The following is an 18,602-nucleotide window of genomic DNA, read 5'->3' as shown; positions in this document are numbered from 1 at the left end:
ACGAATGCCGATGCGAAAGCCCATGAGAATTCCCGGAAGCCTCTCCTTGCTGGTCGGGCTGCTGACGGTGGCGATGGCGGCCCCAGCGCAGACCTCGCGGTCGCGGCGGGACCGTGACGGAGCCGTGGAGGCGGCGCCGGCGTCCAGGGCACCGACCACCTTCGCGCCCCTGCCGGTGGAGCATCCGCTGTCGGGGATCTGGAACGACCCGGACTTCGTGCGGCGACTGATCGGGAGCTACGGGTTTCTTTCGGAGGCCGAGCCGCGGATGACGGCGGAGGAGCAGGCGTTGTTACGGGACCGCATCGTGCCGCTGTTGCAGGAGGATCCGTTGAAGGCGGTGGAACCGCTGGAAGCGCTCATTCAGCCGTCGGGCTCGGCGGTGTTCGAGTACACGCTGGGGACGGTGTATTTCCAGAATGAGCAGTTCGGGCAGGCGGTGCGGTACTACGAGCAGGCCCTGGCGAAGTTTCCGGACTACCGGAGGGCGCAGCGGAACCTGGCCTTGGCGCTGGTGCGGGACGGCCGGTATTCCGAGGCGATCCGGCCGCTGGCCCGGACGCTGGCCCTGGGCGGGTGGGACGGGCGGATTCTGGGGCTGCTTGGATTCGCGTATCTGAACGAGAGCCGGTTCGCCTCCGCGGCCGGGGCGTATTCCCAGGCGACGATCTTCGAGCCGGACAACGTGGATTACAAACTCGGGCTGGTGAAGGCCTGGATCGGGCTGAACCAGTTCGATGCAGCGGTCGCGATGCTCGACGAGTTGATCCAGCAATTCCCCGAGCGGGAAAGCCTGTGGTCCCTCCAGGCCAACGTCTTCATCCAGCAGGAGCGGTCCGATGCGGCCATCGTCAACCTCGAGATCCTGCGTCAGCTCGGGCACGCGGGCGGAGCCCAACTGGCGCTGCTCGGGGACCTGTACCTGATGCGGGAACACGCCGACCTGGCGTTGGCCGTGTACCTTGAAGCCGTCGCGAAGGACGGTGCGGCCACGGCCTCGCGGGGGTTGCGTCCGGCGGGCATCCTGGTGAGCCGGGGCGCGTGGGAGCCGGCGCGCACGTTGATCGCGGCCATCCGCGAGGCGGGAGAACTGGAAGGGGACAACGCCCTGACCCTGCTGAAGCTGGAGGCGCGGGTGGCGGTGGGGACGGGCAACACGGAAGAGGGAATCGCCATGCTCGAGGAGATCGCCCGGCGCAACCCGCTGGATGGCGACGTGCTCCTGCTGGCGGGGGATGTCCTGGCGCGGAACGGGCAGGCGGAGAAGGCCGCCTTCCGGTACGAATCCGCGGCGCGGATCGAAGGGTTCGAGGCGGACGCGCTCCTGAAGCACGCCCAGCTCAAGGTGCAGCAGCAGAAGTACGCCGAGGCGGTCGAAATGCTGCGCCGCGCGCAGCGGATCCGTCCGCGCGACAACGTGGCCCGCTACCTGGAGCGGGTGGAACAGGTGGCGGCCCGGGCGCGTTCCTGACCGTGCCCATGCGAGCCGCAGACGTCATGAGAACCGGGTTCCCGCGGAGCTGGGCCTTGGCCGTGCTGGCCTTCGTCGTGGGGCTGGCCGGTGTTCTGCCGGGATGGGCGCAGGAGACCGGCTCTGTTGCCGGAACGCTGATCGAAGGTTGGGACGGGCGACCGCTGGCGGGGGTGACGGTCACGGTGCGGGGAACGACCCTGGCGACGGTGACCGACGGACAGGGGCGGTACCAGTTGGGCGGCGTCCCGCCCGGGGAACAGGTGGTGCGGTTCTCGAGGCCGGGTTACGCCACCGCCGTGGTCACCGAGGTGCGCGTGCTGCCCGGGCAGACCACCGCGGTGAACGGCAGTCTGCGTCCGGAATTCTACGAGATGGAGGAGTACGAGATCACCGCCGAAGAGTTCGAGGAACAGGCGGTGCAGTTGCTCCAGGAGCGGCAGCAGTCGAGCGCCCTGCTGGATTCCATCGGGTCGGACGCCTTCGCCCGGCTCGGGGTGAGCGATGCGGCAGGGATCGTGGGGAAGGTGACGGGCGCCTCGGTGGTGGACGGGAAGTTCGCGGTGATCCGGGGACTGAGCGACCGCTACACGGCGGCGACGCTGAACGGGGCGGAGATTCCGTCGGCGGATCCCTACCGGAAATCGGCGCAGCTCGACCTGTTCCCCGCCTCGCAGATCGAGCGGATGGTGGTGGCGAAGACCTTCACGCCGGACCAGCCGGGGAGCTTCACCGGGGGGAGTGTGAACATCATCACCCGGAGCTTTCCCGAGCGCACCTTCGGGAAGGTGTCGGCGGGGGTGGAGTTCAACACGCAGACCAGTCTCAACGACGCCTTCCTCGTGGCGCCCGAGGCCAGCGCGTCGTGGTACTCCCTGGGGCGGGATTTGCGGGGCGTGCCCGCGGCTCTGCGCGACCCGGATTCGCTCCGGATCGCCGGGCAGCAGCCCAGGGCCAACGATCCGGCACGGCGGATCCCGGGCAATGCGACCCCGGAACAGGCCCAGCGCATCACGGACGGCGCGCGGGAACTGGAGTCGTATCAACGCGCGCTGGGTCCGGCCGGATTCGCCGGGGTGCGGGACAGGGCACCGTTGAACCACGACTACGACTTCGAATTCGGGACCGTGCTGACCAACGTGTTCCGGCGCCGGCTGGGGGTGTTCGCGGCCATGACCTACGATCGCGGGTTCGAGTTCTACGAGGACGGTATCAACAACCGGTACTTCGCCGACGGTCGGCCCCGGTTTCTCGGGCGTGAAGCACGGGGCCGGATGCGGACGGAGGTGGGGGGCGGGGCGAACATCGCGTATGAACTCGCTCCGGCGCACCAGGTGAAGTTCAACCTGCTCTTCAACCGGAACATCGAGGACGAGGCGCGGTTTGTGACCGGACTGCTGCCCGAGGGCGACTCCCAGGACCCGCTGGTGATGCACCAACTGCACTACACCGAGCGGCAGATCCAGGCCTACCAACTGGCCGGGGAACACGAGATCACCGCCCTGGACGGCAACCGGGTGGACTGGCTGGCGTCCTATGTGGCGACCACCCAGGAGGAACCCGACTACCGGTTCTTTCACGGCTTTCTCAACGAGGCGGGACGGTACGGGTTCGGCGGGAACACGCTGCCCCAGCCGAACCTGCCCAGCCGGACCTTCCGCGAACTCAAGGAGGAGAACCTGACCTTCCGGCTGGACGACACCCAGCCCTTCACCTGGTGGCGCGGCCTCGAAGGTCGCGTGCGCCTCGGGTATTACCGCAGCCAGTCCTGGCGGGACGGTTATGAGCGGACGTTCTCCTATGTCGGGGACCGCGGCTCGGACGCCAACGGGTTTCTCGGTTCGCCGAACGACTACCTTCGGGACGACAACCTGGGGTTCCGTCCGGTGCCCCAGGCGGGCGGGGCGACGCAGTTGTTCTTCGACCGGTTGATCACCGACGCCTTCGGCAACAACCAGGGCGGCGGCACCAACACGGTCAACGCCGGCTACGCCATGATCGATGCCCAGGTGTGGGATCGGTGGCGGTTGATCGGCGGATTGCGGTATGAGACGACCCTCCTCGATGTCTCGGGACGCGTGGGCACGAACGTCGTGGGGAACATCATTGATGAAGGGCACCTGCTGCCGGCCGTGGGGGCGGTCTTTGCCATCCGGACCAACATGAATCTGCGCGTCCATTTCGCCCAGACCATCGCCCGGCCCTCGTTCCGCGAGATCACCCCGACACGGAATTACGACGTCACCACCGACGACCTGTTTCTCGGGAACCCGTTCCTCGAGATCAGCAACGTGGACAACTACGATCTGCGCTGGGAATGGTTCCGGCGGCCCGGCGAGGTGCTGTCGGTCAGCCTGTTCTACAAGGACATCGGGCGCCCGATCGAACTCGAGTACACCGACCAGCAGGCGAACATCTCGATCTTCCGGAACCGGGACGCCGCCAAGCTCTACGGCGTCGAGTTCGAGGCCCGGAGCCGCCTCGATACGCTCTGGCCGACGCTCGAGGATCTCAGCGCCGGCGTGAACTTCGCCTACATCGTGTCCGAGGTGCCACTCACCCCGGTCGAACTGGCGACCAAGCGGCAACTGGACCCGTCGGTCGGTCCGACCCGCCCCCTCTACGATCAGTCCCCGTACATCCTGAATCTCGACCTGAGCTGGGACGCCGAGCGCTGGGGAACGCTGGTGTCGGTCGCCGCCAACCTGACCGGGGAACGCCTGTTCATCGCCAATCCCCTCGGGGTCGATATCTACGAGCATCCCCCGGTGTCCCTCGACCTGGTGATTCAACAGCGCCTCGGAGAACGCTGGCAGCTCAAGTTCACCGCGAAGAACCTCCTCGATCCCGAGTATCGCCGCACCTACGGACCCGAATCGGACGGGCTCCGGTTCACCTCGCACCGGCGTGGACGGGTGTTCGGACTCAGTCTCTCCGCGGAATTCTGAGGGGGGGGCATCCCTGGAGTTGGCTTCAGGATTCCGTTTCGGCATCGGCCTGCCCGGGGTTCGCATGGCCGGTGCCTTCGCGTCCTCCCAACACCGCAACCGGCCTCCATCAAGTCGGACCGGAGGGCCGAGTTCCACGAGGCCGCAACGGTGTGGAGCGTTGGGAAGAGGACTCGCGGAGCTCGTCCCTCCGGTTCGCTGGCTCGGTACCGACAACTTGGGGATGCACCGCGACCTCCGCAGGATTGCTGTATGATCTTGCCCGCCCTCCTGGCCCTGCCATAATGCCGGCCGTTGGGCACGTGCTGGAGCCGTGCTGGAGCCGATTCGGCCCTCACGGGAACGATCTCCGCTGGCAGACCTGGCCTCCATGGCATCGGCGTGATCGATGGACGCATCCATTGCAGCCGCGATGCGGGATACAGGAGCCGGGTGCAAGGGCCGGCCTCGCGAGGGACAGTTCCAGCACAAGTGCTTCAATAAGAACTGGTTGGAAGGGTGGCTGAGTGGTTTAAGGCACCTGACTCGAAATCAGGCGTAGTCGAAAGGCTACCGTGGGTTCGACTCCCACCCCTTCCGCCAAGGTTCCCGCAGGCATCCGTTGCGGCACCGGGTTTCCTTCCGGTGGATCAACGCCATCCGAAACGCCATCCGAAACGCCATCCAACCGCAGTCGATGATCGTGTCGCTCATGAGTCGATCACGGACATCGGACCGAGTTGCGTCTTGACGCCGCCCCGTCCGCCGCCGGGCAATGCGCGCACGATGGATCCGGACCCGCTCCCGTCGATCATGCCCCGCCCCGATCTGGACGCCTTGCGGTCCGAAGGGGACTTGAACCTGTCACCGCGCCGTCAGGCGTGGGCAGCCGAACATCTGGACCGGGAGACGCAGGCGCTTCTCGATCGCGACAGCCGGGTCTTCCTCCACCAGGCGCTGTCCACACCGTGCCTGAACGTTCTCGGAGGCTGTTCGGGGGCAATCCTGACGGATCGGCAGGGCCGGGAACTCCTCGATTTCCACGGCAACAATGTTCACCAGGTGGGGTTTGGTCATCCCCGCGTCATCGAGGCCATTACCCGGCAGATGGCCGGGATGAGCTTCTGTCCGCGCCGCTACACCTGCACCCCGGCCATCGAGTTTGCCGAACGGCTCACGGAGCTGGCCCCGGGGCGGTTGCGCCGGGTTCTGCTGGCGCCCGGGGGCACCAGCGCCATGGGAATGGCGCTCAAGCTGGCGCGGGCCGCGACCGGCCGGTTCAAGACGGTCTCGATGTGGGAATCGTTCCATGGGGCGTCCCTGGACTGCATTTCGGTGGGCGGCGAAGCGATTTTCCGGCGCGGCATGGGCCCGCTCCTGCCCGGGTGCGAACATGTGCCGCCCCCCGATCCGAGGCGCTGCCCGTTCCGATGCGGCGCCGCGTGTCATCTGGGGTGCGCGGACTATTTGGAGTACGTGCTCGAGCGCGAGGGGGACGTGGCGGCAGTGGTGGCGGAGACCATCCGATGTGCCCCGTTCATCCCGCCGCCCGATTATTGGAGGCGCATTCGCGACGCCTGCGACCGCCACGGGGCGCTGCTGATCCTGGACGAGATCCCGATCGGGCTGGGCCGGACGGGCAGGATGTTCGTCTGCGAGCACTACGGGGTGGTTCCGGACATGCTGGTGCTCGGCAAGGGGCTGGGTGGCGGCATCTTCCCGGTCGCGGCCCTGCTGGCGCGGGAGGATCTGAATGAGGCCATGGCCCACGGGGCGCTGGGCCACTACACGCATGAGAAGAACCCGGTGGCCTGCGCCGCCGCATTGGCGACGCTGGACGTGATCCGGGACGAGGGCCTGGTCGAACGCGCCGCCGAGCTTGGGATCCATGCGCTCGAGCGGCTTCGGTCCATGGCCGGGCGGCACCCCATGGTCGCGGAAGTGCGGGGTCTCGGGCTGGTGCTGGGGGTCGTTCTTGCCCGGCCTGGACAGGAACCCCGTGCACCCGCGACCGACGAGGCGGAAGCGGTCCTGTACGAGGCGCTTCGGCGGGGCCTGAACTTCAAGGTCACCATGGGCAACATTCTCACCCTGACGCCACCCCTCACCCTCACGCGCGAGCAACTGGATCGTGGCCTCGACATTCTTGACGAATGTCTGACCCAGGTGACCCGGGTGGGGACGGCCTGAAGAAGAATCCCGTTGGAAAAGGGGGAGGGGAGGGCGCAGACTCCCGCCCCTTTCGAATGAAGCGCACGCATCACTGCAACGCCCTCCGGCCGGAGCACGCCGGGCAGGCCGTCGTCCTCGAAGGTTGGGTCCACTCCCGCCGGGACCTTGGGGGCGTGTTGTTCCTGGATCTGCGGGACCGGGAGGGCCGGACCCAGACGGTGTTCGATCCGTCGGACGTCCCGGCTGAAGTGTTCGACCGGGCCACCCGGTTGCACAGCGAGTCGGTGGTCCGCATCGCCGGAAAGGTGCGGGTGCGTCCGGCGGGCACGGAGAATCCCAAGATCCCGACGGGCGCCGTCGAGGTGGTGGCGGAGTCGCTGGAGGTTCACAACGAGGCGGCGGTCCTGCCGTTTGCGGTGGACGACCCCGAGGTGGCGGGGAAGGTCAACGAGGAACTGCGGCTGAAGCATCGCTACCTCGATCTGCGCCGTCCTGAAATGGCACGGCACCTGCGGTTGCGTTCGAAGGCCGCCATGGCCACCCGCGCGTATCTGGACGAACAGGGCTTTCTCGAGGTGGAGACGCCGCTCCTGTTCAAGTCCACGCCGGAAGGCGCGCGCGAGTTTCTGGTGCCCAACCGGCGGGATCCCGGGACCTTTTACGCCCTGCCGCAGTCGCCCCAGCAGTTCAAGCAGATCCTGATGGTGGCGGGCGTCGAGCGGTACTTCCAACTGGCCCGGTGTTTCCGGGACGAGGATCTCCGGGCAGACCGGCAGCCGGAGTTCACGCAGATCGACCTCGAGATGAGCTTCATCGAGCGCGAGGACCTGTACGGGCTCATCGAGGGGCTGCTGCAGCGGGTCTGGCGGGCCACGCTGGGCCGGGAGATCCCGGTGCCGTTCCCGCGGCTGCGGTTCGAGGAGGCGCTGAACCGGTACGGGATCGACAAGCCCGACACGCGGTTCGGTCTCGAACTGGTGGACCTGACCGAAACCTTCCGGTCGAGCGCGTTCAAGGTGTTCTCCGGCGCGGTGGCCGGGGGAGGCGTGGTGAAGGCCCTCAACGCGAAGGGACTGGCGGATGTCACCCAGGGCCAGATCGAGACCATGACCGAGTACGCGCGAAGTTTCGGGGCCAGGGGGCTGGCGTACATCAAGGTCGAAAACGGCGAGTGGAAGTCGCCGATTGTGAAGTTCTTCACCGCCGCCGAAAAGGAAGCCCTGATCGAGTCCCTGAAGATCGAGGAGGGGGATCTCATCCTGTTTGCCGCCGACGCCTGGTTGAACGCCTGCGAGATCCTCGGCCGGATCCGGTTGTACTGCGCCGAGCTGCTGCAGACCCGCGGCCGGCTCGACATCCCCGCGGACCGCTTCGATTTCCTGTGGGTGGTGGACTTTCCGCTGCTCAGCTTCGACAAGGAACAGAACCGCTGGTACTCGAGCCATCATCCCTTCACGGCCCCGGTGGCGGAGGACATCCCGCTGCTGACCACCGATCCGCGCAAGGTGCGCGGCCAGCACTACGACGTGGTGGTGAACGGGGTCGAACTCGGCGGCGGATCCATCCGGATCCACCAGCCCGAGGTGCAGCGGACCGTGTTCGAGGACGTGCTGCAAATCTCCCCCGAGGAGACCCGGGCCCGCTTCGGGTACATGCTCGAGGCCTTCCGCTACGGGGCACCGCCGCATGGCGGCATCGCACTCGGGTTCGACCGCCTGTGCGCCATCCTGGCTGGAACGCCCAGCATCCGCGATGTCATCGCCTTCCCCAAGACCGCCAAGGGAACGTGCCTGATGACCGAATCGCCCAGCGCCGCCACACCGCGCCAGTTGAAGGAGCTGTACCTCGAAGTGAAGGCAGCCCGGAAGGAGTAGGATCCGGACGGCAAGGGCACCGTCGCCCGCCTTGGGTGTTTGGGTCGCCGAAGGCACATTTCTTCGCGCGTGGACGAGGCGGGCGACGGTTCCCGTTCAGGGATCTATCGGCGGAATCCTGCCGGGATTGAGCGAAGCCCGATTTTTTCCTGGCTGGAATCCTCCCCGGTTTTCGCCACTCCCCATGTTGGCCCGCCATGTCGGGCCTTCATTCCCATCGCCTATGAGAACGCATTGTCCTTCCCTGGTCGCCCTGGCCCTCCTCGCGGTTCACGGGGGCGTCGTCCCGGAATCCCTGGGCCGGTCGCCCCGGCCGTCCGCGCCCCTGTTCGACAACCTCGGGCGGCATCACCACCCCATCACCACCCGTTCGCCCCTGGCCCAGCGGTACTTCAACCAGGGCATGGTGCTGCTTTACGGATTCAACCACGCCGAGGCGATCCGCTCGTTCCAGGCGGTGGCCGAACTGGACCCGGCCTGCGCCATGGCCCATTGGGGCATCGCCTACGCGCATGGTCCCAACATCAACCGGCCCATGGAACCCGGCGACGTTCCCCAGGCGTGGAACGCTCTCCAGAAGGCGCAGGAACTCGCCCCCCAGGCCGGGCCCCGGGAACAGGCCTACATCGCCGCCCTCGCCGAACGGTACCGTCCCGAACCCCTCGAGGATCGGTCGGCGCTGGACCTGGCGTATGCGGACGCCATGCGCGAGGTGATGCGACGGTTTCCCGACGACACCGACGCCGCCGCGCTCTTCGCCGAGGCGCTGATGGACACCATGCCGTGGGACTACTGGCAGCCCGACCGGCGTCCCAAGCCGGCCACGATCGAGGTGATCGCCGTGCTGCGAAACGTCCTGCGGCGCGACCCGGATCATCCGGGCGCCCATCACTTCTTCATCCATGCGGTTGAAGCGGGACCCACACCCGAGGACGCCCTGCCCAGCGCCGACCGGTTGCGCGCGCTCCGCCTCGGAGCGGGACACCTGGTCCACATGCCGTCCCACATCTACATCCGCACCGGCCGGTACGCGGACGCGATCGCCGTCAATGCGGAGGCCACGAAGATCGACCAGCGCTACATCGACCAGTGCCGCGCCCAGGGCTTCTATCCGGCGACCTACTATCCGCACAATCTTCACTTCCTCTGGTTCGCCCAGACGATGGCGGGCCGGGGACAGGATGCCGAGAAGACGGCCCGGCGGATCGAGGTTCTCGAAGCGGACGTGCGCTGCGGGCCGTTCCCCCTGATGGAAGCCCCGCGATTCCGGCACCTGACGATCCTCACCCTGGCCAGGTTCGGACGCTGGGATGCGCTGGTGCGGGAACCCAGGCCCGGCGAGGACAATCCCCTCGATCTCGCTCTCTGGCACTTCGCCCATGGGCTCGCCGCAGTGGCCGGCCAGCGCGCCGAGGTGGCCGGGCGCCACCTCGCGGAGATGAACCGAATCGATGCGTCACCCGCCCTCAAGGCGATGGACTCACCCATCCTCCCCGCCACCCAGGTCTTCGGCATCGCCCGGGCCATTCTCTCGGGCAAGGCCGCCCTGGCCCGGGGGGAAACGGGACGGGGCCTGGACCACCTGCGGCGTGCGGTGGAGCTCGAGGATGAACTCCCTTACATGGAGCCGCCGTTCTGGCATGCCCCGGCGCGGCAGACGCTCGGCGCGGCCCTGCTGGACGCGGACTTCTCCGCCGATGCCGAGGCGGTCTTCCGGGCCGATCTTGACCGGAATCCCCGCAACGGCTGGTCGCTCTTCGGACTGCAGGAAAGCCTCCGGCGCCAGCGACGGATCGAAGCGGCCGACGCCGTGGGCCGCGAATTCGCGCGGAGCTGGGAGCAGGCGCAGGGCCCGCTTCGGTTCGAGTGGTACTGAAGCGACGCCTCTGCCCCCCCGTGGACCGAAGCTGGTCCACGGGGGGGCTCTTGCGGCATTGACGCACGCCCGCGGCGGAGCAACTTGGTCGCCCCCGATGCGATCAGAGTCCCAACCGAAGTCGAACGGAACATCGAAACCGCCCAGGGCGCGAAGGCCGGCGGGCACGCCATCCAGGACGCTTGCTCTTGCGCCCGCGGCGGAAGTTGCGCTTGCTCTCCGGCACCGCGGGTTGGGGGGTTGCCCCGGGGAACACCCGACCCCAGGAGTTTCCATTCGGCCATGAATAGTTCGCTTCCAGTGGCGCTGGTCACCGGCGCCAACAAGGGTCTCGGACTCGAAATCGTCCGCCAGCTGGCGGTGCTCGGCGTGCAGGTCTGGATCGGGGCCCGCGACGAACGGCGCGGCGCCGAAGCCGCCCAACGCCTCGCCCTCGACGGATTGGTCGTCGAGCCCGTTCTCCTCGATGTCACCCGACCCGAAAGCATTGCCGCCGCCGCCGCGACGGTGCGGGACCGGCTGCCGCGCCTGGACGTGCTGGTGAACAACGCGGGCGTCCTGCTGGACCGCCAGCAGCCTCCCAGCCAGACACCGCCCGACCTGCTGCGGGCGACCCTCGAAACGAACGTCATCGGGGTGCTCCAGGTCACCCGCGCCTTCCTGCCCCTGCTCCAGTCCACGCCCGGTGCGCGCGTCGTCAATCTTTCCAGCGGCGGCGGCCAGTTGAGCGACATGACGGGGTCGATCTGGGCCCCGGCCTACCAGATTTCCAAGACAGCGCTCAACGCCCTCACCTGCCTGCTCGCCGGCGAACTCAAGCCGCTCGACATCCCCGTCAATGCCGTCTGCCCGGGCTGGTGCCGCACCGACATGGGAGGCACAGACGCCCCCCGCGCACCTGCCGACGGGGCCGAAACCGCGGTCTGGCTGGCGACCGCGGCGCCCCGGGATCTGACCGGCCGGTTCTTCCGCGACCGGCAGGAAATCCCCTGGTGACTTCACCCTTGAACGACCCCCACCCCCTTCCCCTAGCCTGCCGCCCTTCGCTCGGCCGGGGAGGAACGGTCCGGGACATCGCCACCCGCGGCACCGAGCCTGTCCACCGTCATGAACATCTGCTGCATTGGAGCCGGCTACGTGGGAGGCCCCACCATGGCCATGATCGCCCGGAAATGTCCGGATCACCGCGTCACCGTGGTGGACATCAATCCGGACCGTATCGCGTCCTGGAACTCCGACCGGCTTCCCATCTACGAACCCGGCCTCGATGACCTCGTCCGCGAAACCCGCGGTCGCAACCTGTTCTTCTCCGCCGACGTCGATCGCGGCATCCGCGAGGCGGAGGTCATCTTCGTCTCGGTCAACACCCCCACCAAGACCTACGGCCTCGGTTCCGGAAAGGCCGCCGACCTCCGCTACCTCGAACTGAGCGCCCGCCGCATCGCCGAGGTGGCCAACGGGGACAAGATCGTGGTCGAAAAGTCCACCCTCCCCGTCCGCACCGCCGAATCGCTCAAGCGCGTCCTCGAAGCCAACAGCCGCGGGCACCGCTTCGAAATCCTGTCCAATCCGGAGTTCCTCGCCGAGGGCACCGCCATCGCCGACCTCGAGAACCCCGACCGCGTGCTGATCGGAGGCGACCCGTCCCCCAGCGGACAGACGGCCCTCGGCTGCCTCGTCGATCTCTACGCACGATGGGTCCCGCGTGACCGCATCCTGACCACCAACCTCTGGTCGTCGGAACTCTCCAAGCTGGTCTCCAACGCGCTCCTCGCCCAGCGCATCTCCTCGATCAATTCCATCTCCGCCCTGTGCGAGGCCACCGGCGCCAACGTGGACGAAGTGGCCGTGGCCGCCGGTCAGGATCGCCGCATCGGGCCCCGCTTCCTCAAGGCCTCGGTGGGCTTCGGCGGGTCCTGCTTCCAGAAGGACATCCTCAACCTCGTGTACCTCTGCGAGCATTACGGCCTGCGCGAGGTCGCCGAATACTGGGAACAGGTGGTCCGCATGAACAACTGGCAGAAGCGCCGCTTCGTCGAGCGCATCATGCGCAGCCTGTTCAACACCGTCGCCGGCAAACGCATCGCCATCCTCGGCTTCGCCTTCAAGAAGGACACCAACGACACCCGCGAATCCGCCGCGATATACGTCTGCCGCGATCTCATCGAGGAACAGGCCCAGGTGGTGGTGTACGATCCCCAGGTCTCCCAGGCCTCCATCGAGCGCGACCTCGCCGCCGCCACCGGCCGCCCGCCCGCCGATCTGCGGAACAACCTGACCCGCGCCGCCGATCCCTACGAGGCCCTCGCCGACGCCCATGCCTTCGCCGTCCTCACCGAATGGGATGAGTTCCGCACCCTCGACTTCGCCCGCGTCTTCGCCGCCATGAAGAAGCCCGCGTTCGTCTTCGACGGACGCAACATCCTCGACCACGCCGCCCTCCGCGCCATCGGCTTCGAAGTCCACGCCATCGGCAGCGCCTGACCCGGCGTCAGGGCCCGGCACCATCCCCGATCGCGTCGCCCATCGAGGGTCATCCCCCCGTCACGATTCCTGCCCGCCCCGCGGCTCCCGCGGCTTCGACGTCATCGTGCCCCCGCCAGCCGGACCGTCCGCTTCGTCGCCGCGCTGCGCACCGCCGCATCGACGATCTCCTGTCCGGTCCGGCTGATCGGCAGGGATACCGGCCCTTCCAGAGGCAGTCCCCGATCCAGGCAATGGAGCAGATACTCCACCGGGTTCCGATGCGGCGCCCGCGGAGCCGGGGCCGCCACCGCATGCGGCTTCGGACGCCGCCGCGTCTGGATCGTGATGACATCGTCGTAATCGTGGCTCGACACCGTGCCCTCGGTCCCGGCGATGACGAAGCCGCAGCGGGGCTGCGGCTGGATGTGCCACGGGTCGGTGAACGTCCCCCAGCGGGTCTCGAACTTCGAGAGCCCATGGGCGTACCGCGCCACCACGATGCTGTGCTCGTCCACCTCCAGACCCGCCGGTTCGTCCACCGTCGCCGTCACTTCGATCGGCCGGCGCCCGCCCTGGAACCAGGTTCCCAGCGTCGTTCCGTACCCCAGGTAGTCGAGCAACGACCCGCCCCCGTGCGCCCGCTTGTAGAACCACGACTGCGGCTTCTCCCCTGCCACCTGGTCCGCCGTCTTTTCGTCCTTGTCCGCCCCGTGCCAAAGCGGACCCCGGTTGCCGCCGAAGTGCCAGACGTTGAGCACCTCCCCGATCTCGCCGCCGGCGACCCGCTCGTAGGCCTTGCGGTGCGACGCCACCCATTGGAGCGGCCAGTTGATCATCAGGGTCGATCCCTTCGGCATCGCGCGCACCATGGTGTCCGCCTCCTTCAACGACGCCGCAAAGGGTTTCTCCACCATCAGGTGCGCCCCGCAGGGCGCGACCTTCTTCACCCATTCGCCGTGTCGCGACGCCGCCGGGCACAGGATCACCACCTCGGGACGGGTCTTCTCGAGGCATTCGCGGTAATCCGTGAAGGCCCGGTCCCGCGCGATGCCCAGCTTGCCGATCGCCTCCTCCATCTTCTCCGGACGCTCGTCGGAAATCCCGACGATCTCCGCGCCTGGATGCTCCGCCGTGTACCGGAGCAGATCGCCCATGTGGAAATGATCGAAGTTGATCCCGGCCACCCGCCAAATCTTCCTTTTCATGTGGACCCTAAACGCAGACTGACTGATGGGAATTTGCTTTTTGGGGTGCCGCGAGAATGGCGGATCGGGAGGGGGAGTTCAAGCCAACAGGCGGGCTGAAGCGGGGCGGAATATCACCACGGCCGTCCCCCGGGGGAAGGCCGTGGCGCGCTCCGCCGGTTCGCCGGACCTGGCCCCGCGGTTGGGGAGGCGCCGACCAGCCCCCGGCTGGGGGTCGGAGGCCGATCGAGGGCACACCCACCCGTTGGGCAGATCGCACCCCCGCAAAGCGGCGTGATCCTCCCCACCGAGTTCTTCCCGGCCTCGGTGACCTCGAATTGTCCCGCCGTAGCCTTGGCGGAGGCGGATCATCCGAGTCTGGCTGAAGGGGCAACGAAGGAAGTACTGAAGCAAGCGCTGGAAGCCGGCGGTATCCCCCGCCTCCAGGCGCGTTGCGCTCGATCCGCCTCCGCTGAAGCTATGGCGGGACAGGCCAGAAGGTAAGACGGCCGATGGCGGTAGCGCAGCGCGGGGTCGCCTTCGCATTCGGCGTCGAGCCACGCCGCCCGCCTCGCGGCGGGCTTTGCGAGCGCGAGGGCGAACAGGGCTTCTTCGTTGGAGGGAGGCATGGGATGAGTTGAAGTGGCACTTAAAATGGAAAGTGATGGCGTCTGCGCAATTTGACATCAAATTACGATCAAGGCACGCTTCCGCCATGAGAACGACGTTGACTCTGGACGATGACATCCTCGAACTGGCCGCCCGGCAGGCGAAGCTCCGGGGCGTTTCGCTCGGCAAGACCGTCTCGGACCTGTTGCGCAAGGGGCTGAACGCCTCCACCCCGGCCCGGGACAAGGGCGGCCTCGTGGTCTTCGACCTGCCGGCGGACTCGCCGAAAGTGACCACGGACGACGTGCGCCGCATCGAGACCGAGGGCGTATGAAGGGCTACCTGCTCGACACCAATCTGCTCATCGCGCTGCTCTGGCCCAGCCATGAGCAGCACGACCTCGCGTTGAAATGGTTCACCCGCCATCGCGCCAAGGGCTGGGCGACGTGCCCCTTCACCCAGGCCGGTTTCGTTCGCATCGTCTCGAATCCCGCCTTCTCCCGCGACGCCGTCCAGCCGCGCGAGGCCATCCACGTTCTTTCCGCCAACACCGCCGCCAAGGACCACGCCTTCTGGCCGGACGAACTTCCGGTCGCCGAAGCGGTCGCCTTCACCGGCGTCCGACTGATGGGGCATCAACAGGTGACGGATGCCTACCTGCTCGGCTTGGCGATCCGCCGGGGTGGTGTGCTCGCGACGCTGGACCAAGGCATCGCGGCGCTGCCCGAACCGAGGTCAGCAGACCTCAAGGTGCTGGAGATCGTCGCGTAACTGCCCCAGGACGGAGCGATAGGATGGATTGGGTCCGAGAGCGGGATCGGCCTGGAGGCGGGCGACGAGGTTGTCGGCGTGGAGTTGGTCACTCCAGGAGGGATGCTCGCGATACTGGGTGGTGAGCCAGCGAATCGGAGGGACGAGCTCCGCGAGTCCACAACCCAACGCTCCACACCGTTGCGGCCTCGTGGAACTCGGCCCTCCGAAGCGCCGCTTGGCGGAGTTCGTACCTCTACTGACAACTCCGGGATGCACTGCGCTGCGGATGCAGTTCAAAAGGCGGCTTGGCTTCGGGCACGAAGTTGGCCATGTTCCTGGCCATGAACAAGACCGTCAATGTCGCGGAGTTCAAAGATCGGTTGTCCGAACTGCTCACCTTGGTGGAACAGGGGGGCGAGATCGTCGTCTGCCGTCGAAATGTTCCGCTGGCCCGCGTCGAACCGATCCGCAAGCCGGTGCCGCGGAAAGCGCAACACAGCGCCTTGGGTTGCATGAAAGGCACGGTCCAGATCCATGGTGATCTGAGCGAACCGTGTATTCCGGAAGCCGACTGGGAAATGCTGAAGTGACGCGGCCATGCCCTATCTCCTCGACACCTGCGCCATTCTGTTCATCGCGGAAAGCACCGCCGACCTGTCGCCGGCCACGCTCCAGTTGATGGACGCCGCGCCGGCCGGCGAGGTCTTCGTCTCGGCAATTTCGGTGGCCGAACTCGCCTGCCTTCAGGAGCGCGGGAAGATCACGCTCAAACAACACTGGCGCGCCTGGTGGGATGCCTTGTTGAAGCGGACAGCGTGGACCTGCCTGCCGATTACCGCCGAAATCATGGCCGAAGCCTACGGCCTGCCCGCGCCCATTCACCGCGACCCGGCGGATCGCGTCCTGATCGCGACTGCGCGCTATGAACGCCTGACGCTCGTGACCACAGACGGCAAGATTCGCGGCTACCCGCACGTCACGACGATTTCCTGACCCGCTTGAACCCGGCGAGCGGAACCATCACTCCGTGGCTCCCACCTTGAGGCCTGAGACCTGAAGCCTGAGACCTGAAGCCTGAGACCTGAAGCCTGAAGCCTGAAGCCTGAGACCTGAGGTCTGAAACGACTTGACCCGGTCTTCCAGTTCCATCCGCCAGTCCTGAAATGGCGGAACCCCGCCCGTTACCGCCTCCGGCGTCCCAGCGATTCCACGGGCGCATAGTCGTCGGTCAGCAACGGCGCCCGTTCCACCTCCCGCGGCACATCCAGATGGAACGAAGGCAATCGCTGGAACAGCCCCGCCGGTGGCGTCAACCCGCCCCGGATCAGCTCCGTGGCCCGCCTCGACAAGTCCGCGTTCGTCCACCGTTGGGAGTCCTTCGTGGCGATCAGGACGGCATTGAGCGAGGTGTTGGCGCGGAACACGTACACTTGGGGAAACACCGATTGCAGGGTCCGCGCCAGCGCCAGCCCGGCATCCGCCCCGCCGAGCCGGCCGGTTGTGATCACATTGTAGGCCAGCACGCCATTGGTGGTGAGCCGGCGTTGTGCCAGTTCGAAGAACTCCCGTGTGGCCAGGTGCTGCGGGATCTGCGAGCCGTAGCGATGCTTGGTGTAGGCATCCAGCACGATCAGGTCGTACGTGTCCTGTGAGCGCCGTACAAAGGTCCGTCCATCATCCACCCGGATGCGATGCCGCTCCGACGCCGCCACATGGAAATAGTTGCTCGCCACCTGCACCACCACCGGATCGATCTCGACCGAGTCGAGGGTCACCGCCGGGTAGTGGTGGAGAAAGGACCGCTGGGCGCTCCCGCCCCCCAATCCCAGCATCAGGACCCGGTTCAAATTGGTGTTCCAGAGCCACCCGAAATGGAAGAATTCCGTGTACTCGAAATGCCCCTGCAACGGGTTCCGCAGCGACATCCTTGTTTCCTGGGTGCCGTCGAAGCTCAGGATCCGCAGGCCGCCCTGCTCCAGCACCATGACGTGGTGATAAGGCGAGTATTTCTGGAAGACCACCCGCGCCTCGACCGGCGGCACCCGACCGCCTGCCACCAGCGCCAGCCCCACCGCCAGCACTGCCCACCCCCGCCTTCCACACGTCACCGAGGCTCCAGAATCAGGGATCGTCTTCATGGCTTCGCAGGTTCCAAAACCAACACAGCACCGCCAGCGCCAGGATCAACCCTCCGGTCCCCAGAAAAAGCCAGGGCAGCGGGAACAGGTCGATCAGGATATAACCCGACGCAAACACCCCCACAATGCTTCCCGCCGAGCCTGCGCCGTACACCCACCCGCTGACCCGCCCCACCCGATCCACCGCCCCGGTGGCCAGGCGGATCAGATAGGGCGGCAGAATGGCCAGCAGCAGGCACGGTGGCAGGAACACGACCGCAGCCCCCAGGGCCGGGTCCAACCGCTGCCACAACGCCGGAATGTCCTGGTCATGCGGATGCCGGTCCACCAGGTAGCCCATCACATCCCCGGCAAACCACGGAATCGCCACCGTGAATACACCTGCCGCCCCCAGCACCCAGGCCAGCAGTCGGGGGCGCCGATACCGATCCGCCAGGACGCCCCCCACCACGTAGCCGATCGCCAACGCCACCAGAACCACCCCGATCTGGCTGGTCCATACATAGAACGATCCCCCGAAGTCCCGCGCCAGCATTCGCGCCCCGACGATCTCGATCACCATCACCGCCATCCCGCTCAGAAAGGCCAGTCCGATCGCCGCCATGAGGTGCATGAACCCACCCTGCGCCGCCCGGGTCCCCGGGGTCAAAGCCCGCCTTTGACAGGCTTGTCGAATTCGCCCAGCTTCCCGCCGTCCATAACGGCCCGAAACTATGACCGGAACCAAGTTCAAACCCATCTTCGTCTCCTTCCTCGCTGCGGCCGCCACCCTCGCCGTACTCGGCGCCGCCAAGGTGGATGAAAGCAAACTCCCGCCCCCCTCGACCAAGACGGGGATCACCTTCGACAAGGACATCAAGCCCCTCTTCGAACGCTCCTGCGTCGAGTGTCACGGCACCGAGGGACGCCCCAAGGCCCGCCTCCGCCTGGACACCCTCGAATGGGTCATGAAGGGCGCCGGCGGCGATGAGATCCTTAAGAAGGGCAAGAGCGCGGAAAGCCTCCTGGTCCACTCCATCGCCCGCATCGACGAGGACAGTGCCATGCCCCCGGAAGGCAAAGGTGACCCCTTCACCAAGGAAGAGGTCGGTCTCGTCCGGGCCTGGATCGATCAGGGCGCCAAGTAATCCCC

The 18,602-nt window shown here is 67.0% G+C and carries 16 protein-coding genes and 1 tRNA gene; 13 read left to right on the top strand and 4 right to left on the bottom strand.

The features are described 5' to 3' along the window. The first annotated feature begins 22 nt into the window (after positions 1-22). The 3 genes from KF833_04760 (at position 23) to KF833_04750 (ending at position 5,001) form a co-directional block, all read left to right on the top strand. Entirely contained in the window at positions 23-1,471 is a 1,449-nt protein-coding gene (locus KF833_04760) for a tetratricopeptide repeat protein (protein ID MBX3744597.1), read from the top strand. Between the two features lie 26 nt (positions 1,472-1,497). Continuing rightward, positions 1,498-4,419: a TonB-dependent receptor gene (locus tag KF833_04755; GenBank protein ID MBX3744596.1), complete on the top strand. Its 2,922-nt coding sequence runs from the start codon at positions 1,498-1,500 to the stop codon at positions 4,417-4,419. A gap of 492 nt (positions 4,420-4,911) precedes the next feature. Beyond that, positions 4,912-5,001, top strand: a tRNA-Ser gene (locus tag KF833_04750). Here KF833_04750 and KF833_04745 read toward each other — a convergent pair. Continuing rightward, positions 4,969-5,112 (bottom strand): hypothetical protein, encoded by a 144-nt coding sequence (locus tag KF833_04745; protein MBX3744595.1) that lies wholly within the window; start codon positions 5,110-5,112, stop codon positions 4,969-4,971. The two genes, KF833_04750 and KF833_04745, sit on opposite strands and share 33 nt — an antisense overlap. A gap of 72 nt (positions 5,113-5,184) precedes the next feature. Between KF833_04745 and KF833_04740 the strand changes: the two genes are divergently transcribed. The 5 genes from KF833_04740 to KF833_04720 all read left to right on the top strand — a co-directional run bounded on the left by KF833_04740 (position 5,185) and on the right by KF833_04720 (position 12,804). Further along, positions 5,185-6,588, top strand: a complete 1,404-nt coding sequence (locus KF833_04740) for an aspartate aminotransferase family protein (GenBank protein MBX3744594.1) — start codon at positions 5,185-5,187, stop codon at positions 6,586-6,588. A 56-nt stretch (positions 6,589-6,644) separates the two neighbouring features. Then, a complete protein-coding gene (aspS, locus tag KF833_04735; GenBank protein ID MBX3744593.1) occupies positions 6,645-8,444 on the top strand; it encodes an aspartate--tRNA ligase in 1,800 nt (599 codons plus the stop codon). A 223-nt stretch (positions 8,445-8,667) separates the two neighbouring features. Then, positions 8,668-10,320, top strand: a complete 1,653-nt coding sequence (locus KF833_04730) for a hypothetical protein (GenBank protein MBX3744592.1) — start codon at positions 8,668-8,670, stop codon at positions 10,318-10,320. 282 nt (positions 10,321-10,602) lie between these two features. Beyond that, positions 10,603-11,316 (top strand): SDR family oxidoreductase, encoded by a 714-nt coding sequence (locus KF833_04725; GenBank protein ID MBX3744591.1) that lies wholly within the window; start codon positions 10,603-10,605, stop codon positions 11,314-11,316. 111 nt (positions 11,317-11,427) lie between these two features. Further along, a complete protein-coding gene (locus KF833_04720) occupies positions 11,428-12,804 on the top strand; it encodes a UDP-glucose 6-dehydrogenase (protein MBX3744590.1) in 1,377 nt (458 codons plus the stop codon). A 101-nt stretch (positions 12,805-12,905) separates the two neighbouring features. Here KF833_04720 and KF833_04715 read toward each other — a convergent pair whose 3' ends face one another. Beyond that, a complete protein-coding gene (locus KF833_04715; GenBank protein MBX3744589.1) occupies positions 12,906-13,991 on the bottom strand; it encodes a Gfo/Idh/MocA family oxidoreductase in 1,086 nt (361 codons plus the stop codon). A 694-nt stretch (positions 13,992-14,685) separates the two neighbouring features. Between KF833_04715 and KF833_04710 the strand changes: the two genes are divergently transcribed. The 4 genes from KF833_04710 (at position 14,686) to KF833_04695 (ending at position 16,325) form a co-directional block, all read left to right on the top strand. After that, positions 14,686-14,913 carry an antitoxin gene (locus KF833_04710; protein ID MBX3744588.1) on the top strand — a complete coding sequence of 76 codons (228 nt, stop codon included), beginning with the start codon at positions 14,686-14,688 and terminating at the stop codon, positions 14,911-14,913. Next, the gene (locus KF833_04705) at positions 14,910-15,350 is read left to right on the top strand and encodes a PIN domain-containing protein (protein ID MBX3744587.1); all 441 of its coding nucleotides are present in this window, start codon (positions 14,910-14,912) and stop codon (positions 15,348-15,350) included. The genes KF833_04710 and KF833_04705 overlap by 4 nt, the downstream gene beginning before the upstream one ends. Positions 15,351-15,673: 323 nt before the next feature. Continuing rightward, positions 15,674-15,922 (top strand): type II toxin-antitoxin system prevent-host-death family antitoxin, encoded by a 249-nt coding sequence (locus tag KF833_04700; GenBank protein MBX3744586.1) that lies wholly within the window; start codon positions 15,674-15,676, stop codon positions 15,920-15,922. Between the two features lie 7 nt (positions 15,923-15,929). Then, positions 15,930-16,325, top strand: a complete 396-nt coding sequence (locus KF833_04695) for a type II toxin-antitoxin system VapC family toxin (GenBank protein ID MBX3744585.1) — start codon at positions 15,930-15,932, stop codon at positions 16,323-16,325. Positions 16,326-16,513: 188 nt separating this feature from the next. Here the strand turns inward: KF833_04695 and KF833_04690 are convergent, their stop codons facing one another. Together KF833_04690 and KF833_04685 are read right to left on the bottom strand one after the other, a co-directional pair. Then, positions 16,514-17,470, bottom strand: coding sequence for a fused MFS/spermidine synthase (locus tag KF833_04690; protein MBX3744584.1), 957 nt, complete (start codon positions 17,468-17,470; stop codon positions 16,514-16,516). After that, the gene (locus tag KF833_04685; GenBank protein ID MBX3744583.1) at positions 17,454-18,083 is read right to left on the bottom strand and encodes a fused MFS/spermidine synthase; all 630 of its coding nucleotides are present in this window, start codon (positions 18,081-18,083) and stop codon (positions 17,454-17,456) included. Before KF833_04685 ends, KF833_04690 begins: the two co-directional genes overlap by 17 nt. Before the next feature lie 100 nt (positions 18,084-18,183). Between KF833_04685 and KF833_04680 the strand changes: the two genes are divergently transcribed. Then, on the top strand, positions 18,184-18,597 hold the full coding sequence (locus KF833_04680) for a hypothetical protein (protein ID MBX3744582.1): 414 nt from the start codon (positions 18,184-18,186) through the stop codon (positions 18,595-18,597). Positions 18,598-18,602: the final 5 nt, after the last annotated feature.

The organism is Verrucomicrobiia bacterium (assembly GCA_019634625.1).
Classification (GTDB): Bacteria; Verrucomicrobiota; Verrucomicrobiia; order Limisphaerales; family CAIMTB01; genus CAIMTB01.
Note: the sequence above shows the minus strand (reverse complement) of the source record. Positions and strands in the feature narration are given on the sequence as shown.